Source organism: Aliiglaciecola litoralis (assembly GCF_039523355.1).
Classification (GTDB): domain Bacteria; phylum Pseudomonadota; class Gammaproteobacteria; order Enterobacterales; family Alteromonadaceae; genus Aliiglaciecola; species Aliiglaciecola litoralis.
The window spans coordinates 188,915-204,563 of sequence record NZ_BAAAFD010000010.1; the positions used below are offsets into that span (position 1 = coordinate 188,915).

The 15,649-nt window shown below is 43.2% G+C and carries 11 protein-coding genes; 1 reads left to right on the forward strand and 10 read right to left on the reverse strand.

The genetic code is table 11. From position 1 onward, the window contains the following. Positions 1-69 precede the first annotated feature (69 nt). The 8 genes from ABD036_RS15970 to ABD036_RS16005 all read right to left on the reverse strand — a co-directional run bounded on the left by ABD036_RS15970 (position 70) and on the right by ABD036_RS16005 (position 11,601). Positions 70-459 (reverse strand): GFA family protein, encoded by a 390-nt coding sequence (locus tag ABD036_RS15970; protein ID WP_343861706.1) that lies wholly within the window; start codon positions 457-459, stop codon positions 70-72. Positions 460-993: 534 nt separating this feature from the next. Beyond that, complete coding sequence (locus ABD036_RS15975; RefSeq protein WP_343861708.1) at positions 994-1,761, reverse strand: hypothetical protein; 768 nt, start codon at positions 1,759-1,761, stop codon at positions 994-996. Between the two features lie 295 nt (positions 1,762-2,056). Continuing rightward, positions 2,057-2,413, reverse strand: coding sequence for a hypothetical protein (locus ABD036_RS15980; RefSeq protein ID WP_343861710.1), 357 nt, complete (start codon positions 2,411-2,413; stop codon positions 2,057-2,059). A gap of 956 nt (positions 2,414-3,369) precedes the next feature. Further along, the gene (locus ABD036_RS15985) at positions 3,370-5,355 is read right to left on the reverse strand and encodes a PAS domain-containing hybrid sensor histidine kinase/response regulator (RefSeq protein ID WP_343861711.1); all 1,986 of its coding nucleotides are present in this window, start codon (positions 5,353-5,355) and stop codon (positions 3,370-3,372) included. 288 nt (positions 5,356-5,643) lie between these two features. Next, positions 5,644-6,108: a DUF192 domain-containing protein gene (locus tag ABD036_RS15990; protein WP_343861712.1), complete on the reverse strand. Its 465-nt coding sequence runs from the start codon at positions 6,106-6,108 to the stop codon at positions 5,644-5,646. Between the two features lie 241 nt (positions 6,109-6,349). Further along, positions 6,350-7,561, reverse strand: coding sequence for a DUF819 family protein (locus ABD036_RS15995; RefSeq protein WP_343861713.1), 1,212 nt, complete (start codon positions 7,559-7,561; stop codon positions 6,350-6,352). A gap of 135 nt (positions 7,562-7,696) precedes the next feature. After that, positions 7,697-10,309 carry a bifunctional aconitate hydratase 2/2-methylisocitrate dehydratase gene (acnB, locus tag ABD036_RS16000; RefSeq protein ID WP_343861714.1) on the reverse strand — a complete coding sequence of 871 codons (2,613 nt, stop codon included), beginning with the start codon at positions 10,307-10,309 and terminating at the stop codon, positions 7,697-7,699. 170 nt (positions 10,310-10,479) lie between these two features. Further along, positions 10,480-11,601, reverse strand: a complete 1,122-nt coding sequence (locus ABD036_RS16005) for a PQQ-dependent sugar dehydrogenase (RefSeq protein WP_343861716.1) — start codon at positions 11,599-11,601, stop codon at positions 10,480-10,482. Positions 11,602-11,880: 279 nt separating this feature from the next. Here ABD036_RS16005 and ABD036_RS16010 point away from each other — a divergent pair, with 279 nt between their 5' ends. Continuing rightward, entirely contained in the window at positions 11,881-12,324 is a 444-nt protein-coding gene (locus ABD036_RS16010; RefSeq protein WP_343861718.1) for a hypothetical protein, read from the forward strand. A gap of 28 nt (positions 12,325-12,352) precedes the next feature. Here the strand turns inward: ABD036_RS16010 and ABD036_RS16015 are convergent, their stop codons facing one another. Together ABD036_RS16015 and ABD036_RS16020 are read right to left on the reverse strand one after the other, a co-directional pair. Next, entirely contained in the window at positions 12,353-13,588 is a 1,236-nt protein-coding gene (locus ABD036_RS16015; protein ID WP_343861720.1) for a serine hydrolase domain-containing protein, read from the reverse strand. Further along, positions 13,588-14,766 carry a GGDEF domain-containing protein gene (locus tag ABD036_RS16020; RefSeq protein ID WP_343861722.1) on the reverse strand — a complete coding sequence of 393 codons (1,179 nt, stop codon included), beginning with the start codon at positions 14,764-14,766 and terminating at the stop codon, positions 13,588-13,590. The genes ABD036_RS16015 and ABD036_RS16020 overlap by 1 nt, the downstream gene beginning before the upstream one ends. Positions 14,767-15,649: the final 883 nt, after the last annotated feature.

A 15,649-nucleotide genomic window follows, 5' to 3' on the forward strand; every position in this document is an offset into this window, starting at 1 on the left:
TATTTCCGGTAAACTAGCAGATTACGTAATTTTTTAAAGAAAAACTAAATCCCCACAGTATATGACAGGCTAAACACGACTACGTTTACTTTTGTGAGCCAGGGATGCCGCGTTGCTTTCCCAGTTTTGCCCGTCAAAGTCCACAATATTGATCCTCGGCGGTCGGCTATCTAAACAACGCACATTAACATCAATACCATCTGGATTTGAACGTGGTACATAAAAAGGCTTAGCCCCACAAGTACCACAAAACAGGTGTTTAGCGACTCCAGTATTAAAGCGATATTCGATCAAATTTTGTTCGCCACATAAGAGCTTAAAGTCATCTTTGGGTACGATCAAATGTAAAAACCCGAATTTACTACACACCGAGCAGTTACAATCTTCTACTTCAATTTCCTCACCACACTGCACTTCAAATTTCACTGCGCCGCAGTGGCAACCGCCATGATATTTCATTTTCCCCTCAAGCGTAACAACCCCTTTCATACGAATTAATACTTTCTAACAATAATTGGACTAAAGCACCAGCAACAATAATATGTTTAACCTAGACTCGGGATAGTAAGTGGCCCACAATAACGCCCTTTTTGCGCTTATCTGCGTTGAGCTTTCTAGCAACAGGCCGGCTATTACGTACAAAAACTCGCCGTGCTAATCGCAAAAATTGCATCTCTGATGACTGGTTTTAAAGCTTTCTTTTTATTTATGGATCAGTCGATGAATGAAATGAAATTAACAGCATCCAGTGCAGCGAAGACAAGATTGGAGCATAGCTACAATCAAAGCTCCAGCATGTATCGACGCGGAGTGTAAAGATTAGCAGATAAATGCAAAGTAAATTACGCAACCCCCTAATTTACTCGCCTCAATGAGATACCTCTTAGTCTGTTTGCGAAACTAAGAGGTATCGGCTCGATAAGCAAAAATAGTAAGTAAGACAGCCTAAGCAAAGAAGACCTTTGGTTACCTTATTACCGAGAGGATGAATACTTAGTGAGCATGTCCTTGCATATGTGTCGGACAAGATAACGCTGGATTCCATGGCGAGTATAATCCGGCGACATTTCGGTCATATAACCAAATGTGCAATTCATAATGAGGCGGAAATCCGTGTGCTTCGTCAACCCAGTCGGTGTCTGGATTATCATGTATATAGTAAAACTGATTGCCTAAAAACTCCGGTGGTTGCTGCCAATGTGGTTTGTCGATAGAGGCTTCCCATAAATCTGCAAATATAAGCTCCTCGACAGCTACGAGACGCAGACTTTTTGTACAATCGTTGTCATCAGCCATTAATTCGGCGGTAGAATAACTGCAATTTTCAACATGGGGATCGGGAGCGTAAACAAGTACGCTGGGCGTGTGAAAGTCAAAATCTGGGCTACCAAGTTCTGCCAAGTTCACAAAGTGGATCCCCATGGCCCCAAGCTGAGAAGGCTCCCCTTCACTCTCTGCAGATACACATCCAGCGCCTAAATCAACTGTGCTGACATAACCAGCGTCAATGGCATTCTTCACATCGATAAAGGGAAATGTTGCCCTGCGAATGTCCGCTAACGTTTTGTTTGGATTTTGGCCGAACGGTTTCGAATTTGCTCTTTTGTGATCTAGCGGGTTAGCGTTAGCAATATCGGATGATATCCCCATAGATAAAGTCAGAACTGTTAAAAATGCAGGGGCGATAGCTGACCGAGCGATGCGTTTCAATGGGGTTGTTACTGAGTTTTTATTGCTGAATTGTTGGTTTAAACATGTCATTTGCGGCTCCTTTTCACTTTCTATGCCTTTATGTCATACTATATGACACTAAGGATGAGTATATGCCACAAATGCAAATTGTACAAATAACAATCGTAATTGTTTTGTCGGTATTGTTTTGATAACGCTAATTGAAGAAATGGGGGCTAACCAATCTGAACTTTGGATAAGATGCAATGTGGTAACCCGCTTGACCGTTATTTCGCGAGCGTGTAAATAGGCAGGTGAGCGGTTACCTATTTCAAACGCTATATATGGATTCAACGAAAAGTGCCGTGTTCACCTGTCCCTTTTTTTAAGCCTTATTGCTGGCCAGGTGTTTGAGAATAAATCCCCAGTACGTTAGACCATAGTGGAAGGCTTTAATTGGCAACCGCTCGTTTAAGCCATGGGCGAACATCTCTTCGGGAACCTTAAACACAGCGGAGATTACCCACGTTGGGGTCCCCGTTTTTCGAAAATGCATACCGTCAGTAACATCGGACTCCATATACGGGACTATATAAACGTCTTGATAGTGTTGAAGAACGGCTTTTCTAACCGCGGCCATTACGTCTTCTTTATGCTCATAAATTGGACTTTCTACTGGGTTCACTAGAACCACAAATTCGACAGCGTCATTACCTATCACTTTTTGAAGTTGATTTTGCACTGGGGCTAATGATGTGTCAGGGAAAATAGGGCAATTGAGCGTTTAAAGGCATAGCGACATCCGTTTTAGCGACCGACCCCATGTCCCCCCGAGCCTAGCAATCTCGATATTGCATAAATGATATAGGCAACTAACTTTCATCCGCTAATACTTTTACTTTACATACAGACATGGTTAAAAACAGGCATAAAAACAAACTAATATGCCGAAGATGTAAATGGGTATGTATCTTATGACTATAGATATTAGCCGAGCCGTGAAAGTGGAATAATGACCATCGAATAAGCTCGACGGTCATTGAAAGCTTAATGCCCAAACACATCCTTTTTCGCTTTTTTAGCGGCTTTTTCCGCTTTCTTTTCTTTAGCTGTTAAAAGCGGTTTCTTTTTGTCATTTTTTTTACTGTCTTGTCCTTTACTCATGGGATTCTCCTTCTGAGGTAACGCTGTAAACCTAAGTCAGTTTTTGAGCTAACCTAAGGACCTTTGCCGAACATGAAATATAGATGCTCAGCTCAATGAGTATGGCTGCATGCTTGTTTAATAGATACTAATAGATGAGTTTGTTTGAGATTAACAATCGGCAGTTTGGAAATTAAGTTTGATAAAGTGAGTGGATAATAGATTTTTCAGACCAGAGGCAATGCAACAAAGTACACTGGATTTGAACGTAGCGCCTAGCAAGGCTTACCTCACTAGTCGCAAAATACCGGTGTACGCAACGCCAATATTGAAGCGATACTCTAGCAAATGTAAAAACCTAAATTTACTTAACACCGAGCAGTTAGCGTCTTTCCTCATCACAATGTGATTCTAATTTCACTGGGTAATGGCAACTGCCTCGATATTTTATGGTATTGTGTTTAGCCTATGTTTTGTGCTTAGCGACCAACTTTTGACGTCCTAAAATTAGCAAAAATGATTAGGTGACGCGGCAATTCGAGCCTTTTGCAGACTTTATTCGATAGAGCTGATCGCGTCGTTGAGATCTCTCAGGTTGACCGGTTTGGTAAAGTGGAATTTGAACCCCACCTGTTTTGCAATCAGCACATCTTCAGGTTGTCCATAGCCTGTTAAGGCGATTAGGGAGCGATGACGATTTTTTTGCAGCATTTCCTTCGCCACCTCGTAACCGTTCATATCTGGAAGCCCAATATCCAATAAGATAATATCGGGATCAAAACTGTCAGCGTTGAGTAAGGCATCATGTGCGGTATAGGCAGTGGCTACTGAGTGACCCAAAATTTGCAATAATTCTGACATGCTATCTGCAGCGTCTACATTATCGTCAACGACTAAAACTCGTTTTTGCCTATGTTGTCTTTCTTCAGGCTGTACAATCTTATTCTGCGGAGCGTCTATCTTTGGCAAGGTTATGCTGAAACTAGAGCCGTGTCCTAATCCTTTGCTTTCTACACAAACTCTGCCGCCGTGAAGAGTCACTAAACGTTGCACGATATTTAAACCTATTCCTAACCCACCTTGTGAGCGGTCAAGTGTTTGTGGTGCTTGCTTGAAGAGGCTAAATACCTCACTTTGCATTTTTTGACTTATTCCACAGCCGTTGTCAGAGACGGTAATAGTCACGGTATCACCCTGTTCTGATAGTACAATTTCAATCCTACCATTATGTTCCGTATATTTAATGGCATTATTTACTATGTTAGTAACACATTGCACTAGCCGTGTGTTGTCACCGTTAACATAAATTGGCGTGTCACTATCGGTAAATGTCACCTGATGATTTTTTGCCGTAATAGCACTTTGCAGCGACTCCAAAGCTACTTTAATAATATGCGACACATCGAGCGCCGCTAAATCTAATGTAATACGATTTTGACTGATACGAGAAACATCCAGTAAGTCATCCAACAAATGCGTCATATGAGACACTTGCCGTGCCAAGATATCACTTATATTTTTTAACTTACTGTCGTGTTGGGCTGACAAGGTTAACATTTCACTGACGTTTCGAATGGGTGCCAATGGATTGCGTAACTCATGGGCCAGCATCGCTAAAAACTCATCTTTACGACGGTCATCCTCGCGAAGACTTTTATTAGCTAACACCCGATCAGTTACCTCGTAACCCTCAACCAAGATTCCAGTTACTTGCCCTTGATCATCTTTTATCGGCTGATAAATAAAGTCAAAATATTGGACTTCACCTTGTTCAAATTTAAATGGCACCGCTTCGCCTTGATGGCTGATCCCCGTTGCAAACACCTCGTCGAGCAGCTTTGCAAATCCTTGAGCTTCCAGCTCAGGAACCACTTCTACGATTTTTTTACCCAAAATATCAGGTTGATTAAGAAAAGATCTGAAATTGATATTAGCGTACTCGAAATAGTGTTCCGGGCCATCTAATATGCACATTAAACTTGGTGCTTGGTCAAACAAAGATCGCCAGCGAGCTTCCGCTACCTTCATTCGCTGCTCGGCTTGCATTTGTTTGGTGGTTTCAGTACATATGACTAAAACTCCTCCTACCCCAGTATCTGCGTTTGGATCATCTATTGGTCCATAACAGTAGGTCCAATACACATCTTCCCACGTGCCATTTCTGGTAATAGGGATCAACTGATTTTCGTGCCATGTATGGCCCTTTCCAGCTAACACTTGATCAATTTGCCAACCGATGTCTTGCCAAATCTCTTCCCAGCACTCTCGACCGCCTTGCCCTAAAGCGCTCGGATGACGTTCTGTACCCAAGGAGCGAGCAAAAGCGTCATTGTAAAATTGGATTAATTCTTCGCCCCACCATATGAACATGGGATGACCTGTCGACAACAGTATTCGTACCGTGATTTTTAACGGCTGGGGCCAGTTTTCTGGTTTTCCTAACGGGGTGGACTCCCAATCATATGCCCGTATCAGCGCCCCCATTTTCCCACCACCGGACATGAAATCTAATTTTGAGCTAGGTTTTAGGTTTTGCTGCATAGGTCTTTACTTTAAGTTAGTCGACACGCCGTTATTGGCCAATTCATGAGACAAAGTAGTAATTCTGCCGCATGGCACAGTGTTTAAATAGTAAGTAAATGCTCAACTTTGAGCCATTCAAACTGCTCTGGATCAACGAGTGCATAAGCAGACGCTTGAGAGATGAAAGCTTTGCGACATCTGGAGCCATAACAAGAACAAGCTTCACACTAGGGAGCGCTCAGACGATATTGGATCTCGCCATAGCAACATTCACCGGTTATTAGCATAAGGAATTCCCCGTAATGTTCATTGCACTTCGTTAACCACGCGCATAGTGTCACCCACTTTAAAACCCTGCTTAGTGAACCAGCCTTGATTCATCTCCAGCGCATATAGAACTTCTTTTGAAGAACGCACTGAGGTGAGATCATGGGGCTGCATGGCTATGATGTCAGTAATAATGCCGTCTTTATCAACAAAAGCGACATCCAATGGAAGCAAGGTATTTTTCATCCACATGCTGGCTATGCGTGCATGGGAATACTCAAAAAGCATACCGCAGTTTTCACACATTGATTCTCTGTACATTAACCCTTGTGCTCGTTGCTCAAAGGTTTGCGCATACTCGACATTCAGTTGCATAGAGAATTGCTCACTTTCAAGTTGCACAGTTGCACGGTCAAATTCAACGTCTTGGGCAAATACAGCACTGATACTAATGCATAATATCAACGCCAATCCAAATACTCGATTAATCATTATTTTTTGCATCAACATCCATCACTTCTGTCACTGGTTTGCCATTCTTCATATTGTCCTTGCACACATTGACTTCGCAGTGCAAAACATTGCTTATCGTACTTAACTTGCGTTTTGGTCGCATTTGCAACGGCTGCGCCCTTCAGTTGCTTGGCATTTATACTGCTGCATGCGCTCAATATAAAATGTGATTATAAGCTCAACAATTGAAAATTGTTCTTCACACTTCCCAGCAGCGTTGCTTTTGCAATAATTACGAACTCATCAGAGCAACGACGGCTAATCCTATGGGCGTGCCTACAATGTAGCCTGCAACTCCAACCAATACGCCGGGTGTCACTAGTCCGGGCCAGCCTCTCGCCATGGCCAATGCAGGCGCGGTCGTTGCGCCTAGTATGGCGGCATTTGAAGCAATTATAAGCTCAGGCAAAGACAGGGCAAACTTCGATTCACTATTGTTTGTCATTTTTACCGCTAAAAAGCTGATCAAGGCCCCTCCGCCAAATACCACTATCGCATGAATACTGAGCAATATTAGTACAAAGCCGAGCAAAATTGGCGCGGTACCTAGCAACTTGGAAACATCAGCGCCTGCGGCAATTGCGGCAAAGAATACGAATGCCAACACTAGGCCTATACTCTGCCCACCGTGCATTTTTTGCATTTTTTGTGGAAATAGTGTCGCCGGGATCACGGATAACAAGGTGATGAAAATATAACGCAACCCAGAGAAATCGAATTCGCCGCCAATAGTATTGTTAAGCACAAGGACAATGCCATCTGAAATAGCAACAACCAACAAGGCGAACGTAAGTGTGGCTGCAATACTAAAACCACTGACGTTACTCTCAACATGATTCAGTGCACTCTCTTCACCTTCACTGTGGTCACGTTTGGCAAATTTATTCATCAGCCACACTGACGCTGGCATCAAAGCTAAACACGCTAAGAACAGAGCGCTCATTAAGTTATCTACCGCTGTCGCGGCAGAAATGATGTTTGCGTCATCAAATCCGGTTGCTTGTATCAAAGCCGCGTAATTTACTGACCCGCCCGTGTATGTGGCAGTGAAAATCCCGGCTAAGTCACCTTCCTTCGCCCCTAAATCAAGTAATGAGGCAGCCACAACTGCGCCTATTGCAGTACCAATACAGGCTAGAACAAAACCAACACCGACACGTCCACTTTCACCGATAATTTTGCGCACGTCAGCGTGGATCAAGAAAAGTGGAATTAAAGTTGGCACCATGTAGCTAAAAACAAAACCGTAGGCGGGAGCGTCTTTTGGGATCAGTCCGATATTAGATGCGACTATGGCACCCAGTATTGCCCATACTGCGCCGGTAACCAGTTTTCCCCAAGACTTTTTCTCAGCCCAAAATCCAAACAACGCAATGGCAAACAAAGCACCTAACACTGCAAAATGTTGATCAGCGGGGATCAATGAACCGGTTTGTGAAAACATCTTAAAATCACCTTGTTGTTATTTTTATCGGTAATTGCCAAAACGACAAAAATTAATCGAAAACGAAGCAGTAGTTTGCATAAAAAAACCGGATGAAGCAAAGCTAACATCCGGTTTGAATAAAAACAGTAGAAATTAGGCGATATTTAGTGCCGGAATAATATTCGACTTCGCTGCTTCTTCTGCTTTTTTGAATTCATCCATACGGTCAAAATTCAAATAACGGAACACATCACCACTCATGGATTCAATCTTATTCGCATAAGCCATGTACTCTTCAGTGGTCGGGATCTTACCAACAATAGCACCAACTGCTGCCAATTCAGCAGAGCATAAGTACACATTGGCACCATCCCCTAGACGGTTAGGGAAGTTACGCGTAGAGGTAGACAATACGGTTGCACCTGCCAGTACACGCGCTTGGTTACCCATACATAACGAACAACCAGGCATTTCAGTTCTTACGCCTGCTCGACCATAAATGTTGTAGTAACCTTCTTCCATTAACTGCGCTTGGTCCATCTTAGTCGGTGGTGAAATCCACAGACGAGTTGGCAAAGTACCGTTGTATTGCTCTAGCAATTTACCCGCTGCTCTAAAGTGACCAATGTTAGTCATACAAGAACCAATGAAGACTTCATCGACTTTGTCGCCAGCAACATCAGACAAAGTTTTGGCATCGTCTGGGTCGTTTGGACAACACAAGATTGGTTCTTTGATTTCGTTCAAATCAATTTCCAACACTTCTGCATATTCTGCATCGGCGTCAGCTTCCATCAATTCTGGGTTCGCTAACCACTCTTCCATCTTACGTGCACGACGCTCAAGGGTACGTGAGTCGCCATAACCTTCGTTGATCATCCAACGTAGCATGGTGATGTTCGAGTTGAGGTATTCAGCAATTGATTCTTTCGATAGTTTAATCGTACAACCGGCAGCAGAACGCTCTGCAGAGGCATCGGATAATTCAAACGCTTGCTCAACCGTTAAATGATCTAGGCCTTCAATTTCTAACACTCGCCCAGAGAAGGCATTAACTTTACCTTTCTTGGCAACGGTTAGCAGACCGTTTTTAATACCATAAAGTGGAATTGCATGAACCAAATCACGCAATGTGATACCCGGTTGCATTTCGCCTTTAAAGCGTACTAAAACAGATTCGGGCATATCTAGTGGCATCACGCCCGTTGCAGCAGCAAATGCCACCAAACCAGATCCAGCTGGGAAGGATATCCCCATTGGGAAACGAGTATGCGAATCACCACCTGTTCCAACAGTATCAGGCAATAACATACGGTTTAACCAAGAATGGATAATACCATCACCAGGGCGAAGCGACACACCACCACGATTCATGATGAAATCAGGTAGGGTATGCTGAGTATCGATATCTACTGGTTTTGGATACGCTGCGGTGTGACAGAATGACTGCATGGTTAAATCAGCGGTAAAGCCTAGGCAAGCCAAATCTTTCAATTCGTCACGCGTCATAGGACCTGTGGTATCTTGTGATCCCACGGTAGTCATTTTAGGTTCGCAATATGTGCCTGGACGAACGCCTGTCAGTCCACATGCTTTACCCACCATTTTTTGCGCCAAGGTATAACCCTTATCTGAATCAGCAGGCTGTTCAGGTTTGCGGAACAAATCAGTTGGCTCAAGACCCAGAGATTCACGCGCTCGGTCCGTCAGACCGCGACCAATGATCAAGTTGATGCGACCACCGGCACGTACTTCATCAAGTAACACACTTGATTTGTACTTGTACTCACATACCAACTCGCCAGTTTCATGATTAGTGATACGACCTTCAAGAGGGAAGATATCGATGACATCGCCCATTTCCATCTTATCGACATCAGCTTCAAATACTAAGGCTCCCGCATCTTCCATAGTATTGAAGAAGATAGGAGCAACTTTACCGCCGATACAAATTCCACCGCCACGCTTATTCGGTACGCCAGGTAAGTCTTCACCAAAGAACCACAGCACAGAGTTAGTCGCTGACTTTCTCGAAGAACCAGTTCCGACTACGTCACCGACAAAGGCTACCGGATAACCTTTGGCTTTAATTTCTTCAATTTGGCTGATTGGACCCACTTCACCATGCTTTTCTGGTTTGAGGCCATCACGGGTCATTTTGTACATTGCACGGGCATGCAAAGGAATGTCTGGGCGAGACCAAGCATCAGGTGCAGGTGACAAATCATCAGTATTGGTTTCGCTGGTCACTTTGAACACACTGACAGTGATTTTTTCTTCAAGCTCTGGACGTGAGGTGAACCATTCGGCATCGGCCCATGATTGCATCACTTCTTTTGCGTACTCGTTACCGGCTTTGGCTTTTTCTTCCACATCATGGAATGCATCGAACATAAGCAATGTGTGCTTAAGCTCTTCGGCTGCAAGTTCTGCCAGTTCGCTATTATCTAAAGCTTCGACTAAGGTCACAATATTGTAACCACCGTGCATGTTACCGAGTAACTGGATGGCGGCGTCTTTAGAGATAAGCGGGCATTGTGCTTCATCATTTACAATGGCAGCAAGAAATCCAGCTTTTACATAAGCGGCTTCGTCAACACCAGGTGGTACACGCTCTGACAACAGTTCTAATAAGAATTCTTCTTCGCCTGCTGGCGGGTTTTTCAATAGCTCAACCAATGCAGCAACTTGCTCCGCATTTAATGGTTTTGCTGGGATCCCTTCGGCCGCGCGTTCTTCAACGTGTTTGCGATAAGCTTCTAACACTTTTTAGCCCTCTTAAATATTTAGTTCAGAATCGGATAGTATAAAGGTTATCGCGGCAAATATAAATTTTTCACTGTGAATCTTTGCTTATAGCCGGCATTAATTGCGGTGATAACCTCCTGAAAAAAGGAGGGTTCTGCTAAATGCTTTAAAAATGCCCTACGGACAAATCAGTTCAGCTTTGGCACAACCCGTAAAATTTTACCTTGAGCGCCATCGACCAATAAATATATTGAACCATCCGGATGAACAGACACATCTCTAAATCTTAGGTTAAGGTTATGAAATAACGATTCTTGACCTACCACCTCATTGCCTTGCATGTGAACCCAACGAATTTCCTTAGCTTTCAACGTACTGACAAGCAGATCGCCGCGCATTTGTGGAAATAAAGCCCCCTCATACACGACCATTGAAGATGGCGCTATAGAAGGAGTCCAGTCAACGAGTGGCGGCTGCATGCCAGGATAAGTTCGAAAAGGAGAAATTCTTGCGCCTGAATAATCAATACCATTGGTTGCAATAGGCCAACCATAATTTTTACCTCTGCGGATGATATTGATCTCATCACCACCATCTGGGCCGTGTTCGTTGGAAAATACTTGATTGCGATTACTATCGTAAACTAAGCCTTGAGGATTTCGATGGCCTAAGCTGAAAATTTTGTGGCTATTGACATCATCATTATTAACAAAAGGATTATCTTGAGGAATTGTGCCATCGTCATTAATCCTTAATATTTTCCCCAAAAGGCTATTCATTTTTTGGGCATCCTCCCGGTAATCGAATCCATCACCTGATGTGACTAACAATGTATGATCCTCAAGAAAAGCCATTCTTGCACCATAGTGGACGGGAGTATCTCGATAGGGATAGATAGTCAGAATAGGTTCGACATCCTGAAGTTGATTATCTTTAAGTCTGGCTCTGATTATTTTAAGCGTGTTGCGTGTATCACTGCCCGCTGCATAACTTAAATACAGCCAACCATTGTCGCGATATTGTGGATGAAGTATGACATCAAGCAGACCGCCTTGGCCGTTAACGTAAATATCATTTGGCAGACCTTTAACCGGCTCACTGACAACCCTATTCACTAAGTGGCGTAAGTTGCCTGTGCGTTCTGTGATCAGCATCTGGTTTTCGGACAAGAAGACGAAGGTCCATGGGTACGACAAGCCAGTAACTAACTCTTCAATTTCAAATAATTGATCCGTTTTTTCCGACTGAGCATTTAACGGGGTCACACCTGAGCACAAAAAAATAATCAAAGCCGTAAAAACGTATTTCATTGGATTGCCTTATCGATCTACTGTCTAGTGGTTATCAAAACATATTCAAATTATTCTGCCAACTACAATAAAATAAACTCTAAATAAGATGTCTCGAGTCATTAAATATTGCATAAGTATTTCTTAGCGTTAGTGAAGTTAAGTACAAGCGTAACTTCTAAACCGTCGTCAGTGATGCAATTTTTGCGAGTATCAAGCCGAGTGTTCGTAGGGAATAGTAGTTTTGCTTTGCAAAAGTTCATGGCAAACTAATTTTGACTTACTGATAGGATACGCACAATGCAGAGTAAAGTTCGGATCGTTATTGATTTTTTAGCAGCAGTAATTAGTTGTTATGTACTTGCCTGTCTTTTCCACAGTCAATTTGTATTGCATGAGCTAACTAAACTTGGCGTAGAGATTGACCTGATGACGCGGCTAAATATGAGTTTTGAAGATATCATCGGATTGCTATCAACCTACGGTTCAGCAATTGCAGTGGCACTACTGATTGCCTTTGTTTCGGTCAAACTATTAAGCAAGGTACTATCTAAACGGTGGCAAAGTATGTATCCGATCGCCGGTGCTTTGGCCATATTAGTGACGTTATTAACAATGCACCCAATCCTAGAAATCACTTTGATTGCAGGGGCAAGAACACCTTTGGGCGTAGCGATGCAAGGTCTTGCTGGTTTATTCGGAGGCTGGGTGTTTTTGCATCAACGCAGAAATGCGGCAAAATGAAGTTAACTCAGCATCACTAAATATATCATCAATCTCTAAAATGTTGCTCTATTGCTCTAAATAGCGCGTAGTGTTTTGCTCCCCACTGGTAACTCTTATCGTTGTATAAGTGATTTGCAGAGGTTTTAACGATCACCAATTTCTGATCAGGATCGATATAAATATACTGATGGTAAATGCCTTGTGCGGCAAATTCATCAGCGGCACCCTGTGGTATCCACCATTGATATCCGTAGCCGCTATCGGAGCTAGAAAATGGGTTGTCCGCTCCGGGCAACAAATGAGGCGCATCAGGCGTTACAGAGTCTAAGACCCATTGGATGGGTACGAGCTGCGTCCCTTGATAGTTTCCATAATTTGCATAAAGCCAGCCGAACTTTCCATAGTCACGCAAAGTGACATTTAAACCGCCTAAGGCCAGCTCCATATTATAGTCATCTTTAAGCCAATATGCAGGATATTCCATGCCTAATGGCTGCCATATTTTTTCCTGCAAGTAGTCAGTCAAACTCACATCCAACGCTCGGGTCAACACCATTCCCAATACCTGAGTGTCGATGCTGACATAGTGATGATAGGTACCTGGCGGTCTAGCTCTTTTCATTGAAGCAACGAATTCGTCCAAGGATGTACCAAAAGCGATTGCCCGTGAAAAGCGGTTAATATCAGAATAAAAGTCACCATAATCTTCGTTAAAACCAACACCTGAAGACATTTGCAGTACGTCTTTAATTCGTACACCATCGTAACCCGTACCTTTTAGTTCAGGCACATATTCAGTAACCTCTTGCTCAATACTTTTGACATATCCTTCCTCAATGGCGATACCAAAGAGCGCAGATAAAAAGGACTTTCCCATAGACCAAGAAATATGCTGCCGGTCTTGCGCATTTCCTCGAAGATAATCTTCATACACTATGTTGCCATCTTTAATGACTAGCAGCCCAGTTGTTCCACTTTGTTCGATAAAGGTTTGGACGTTAATGGATTGGTCATCAAATGGGAAGGTTTGTGGAAGTTGGGCCAACTTCTCAGGAAACAAAAAAGGTTGAGTGCTGGCTGGTATTTGGTTGGCATTAAAGTTTTGATAGAGCGTTAAAAAATTTTCCGTGATTTTATCTTCATCGTACAAAGTGACTGCGGTATAAAGCCGAATCAAATTACTGCTGTATAGTGATGCAAACACTATTACAGACACTAAAACAAATAAGAATACTGTCTTTATTGTGACCATTTTAGGCATTTTTTCAGTTTGGTGTTGCACTATATTTTACTACCATTAACAAATCGACCACGCCCTTGTGCTTTGGCTCTATATAACGCCTTGTCAGCTTGCTCAATCATTATTTTACCGTTGTTATAACGGTTTGCTTTACTAGCATAGACACCAATTGAACAACATACGAAGTCACCACCTTTGCCTTTTCCATGAGGGACTTTTTCCTCCTGCCAATGATGAATAATACTTTGTGCTAAATTTTCAAAGTGAAGGTCATCTTGATTGATACAAGCAACAACAAACTCTTCACCACCATAGCGAGCAATCAAATCAGATTCGCGGTTGAACACGCGATTAAGAATGTCGGCTTGCAGTTTAATGACCTCGTCTCCTTGCAAGTGACCATAACCATCGTTGTAGTCTTTAAAGTTATCGAGATCGATAATAAACACACAAATATAGGAATTAGTTCGCTTTGCGAACTTGATCATATCGAAAAACTTAGCCTCAAATGTGCCACGATTATAGATCCCGGTCAGCTGGTCAATTTCACTTAATATAGTGAGTTTACTATTTACAATTTTGAGCTTTTTAAAGGTTTTTTCAATTTGATGAACACCCAACAAAGCCGTCGCCAAGCCAAACATCACGAAACCTAATTTTACCGCCGTGAATTCCCCATAGATCGGGAGTATTGTCACCATTAAGGTAAATCCAACGACACTGCATCCCACGTAAATAAGCGAATATTTAAAGCTCATGCGCATGATAAAGGTAGCAAAGAGTGCATAAAGTAATACACCTTCATAGGGGAACGAAAACTGCATTTTCAGCCAACACACAATGGTAAGCCAATAATTCGCGTAAGTGATCAGCAACACCGACATCCACAGAACTTGATCGTGTATTTTTGAATAAAATGGCGCGTAAGTAAGGCCAAAGACGACAAACATGATTGGCAATTGAAAACCTAAACGAGAAAGGAGGTAATCATGGTGTAATTGTTCTGGCAGCAAAGGTAAATCTGCCGCCATAAAACTCATCATGAACAAACTGGCGACCACAAGCAAAATACGAATTTGCTTGATACTGATTGAGGATGAACTATTCAATTGAGACTGGGTAATGACTAAGCACTCCAATAACCGAAATAAGTCACCTGTTAAGACGTTGTTCTTGGCAAGCGACAAGTTGCAATAATGATTGACTACAGTTTTCAACATAGCAAGTTATTTGTACACATTCGTTTTTGTAATAACTATAGAAGGAGTGTTTGCTCCTTGATAAAAGCTAACGAGGTCCCCACCCAAGAGCACTGTGGGGATGACGTTTGTTTTAACTCCCCGACAACAGCTAACGAGGTCCCCACCCAAGAGCATTGTGGGGATGACGGTTGTTGTTTGCGGTGTGGGGGTAAGGCTGGTATTTTTAGGAACGCAGTTCCGCCCAGCCGCACGACAGCACATGGATGTGGTGGCTGGGTGCGTTATCAGGGATGAGTTCATTTTAGGTTTTGTACCGTTTAATACAAAGAGCCTACGTGTTTTTAACCCTCGATAACAGCTAATGAGGTCCCCACCCAAGAGCGTTGTTGGGATGACGGTAGTTGTATGCATTGTGGGGACGACATTTCTTTGCCATTACTTTTTACTCTCACATGGGGGTAAGCGAGGATGTTTTAGGAGCGAAGCTCCGCCCGAGCGCACGACCGACATGGATGTCGGGCTGGATGTAGCCACAGGGATGTGTGACACCTAGCCGCTGATTACGTGGACAGGCATTGCATGACACCCCGATGGGTATGATTTCTCTTGTGGGTTTGCACAGCGAAGCTGGGCTTTAGGATGAAGGCACCTTAATCGGAACTGGATATTTCTAATGATGTTTTGCTGTATGCAGAAACGAAAAAAGCCACCCGATTAAGGTGGCTTTGTTCTAAATAGGAGCCTGGCAGTGTGCTACTCTCACATGGGGGTGAGAACGGGGCTCTCAGGAGCACAGCTCCTGCCGTTTGAACGACTCGAGCTTGCGAGAGGCTGGGAATCCACTTTGTGAAGGTTGACCGCGGAGTAGCTTTGCGCGGATGCGCTTATACGAAAAAGCCCC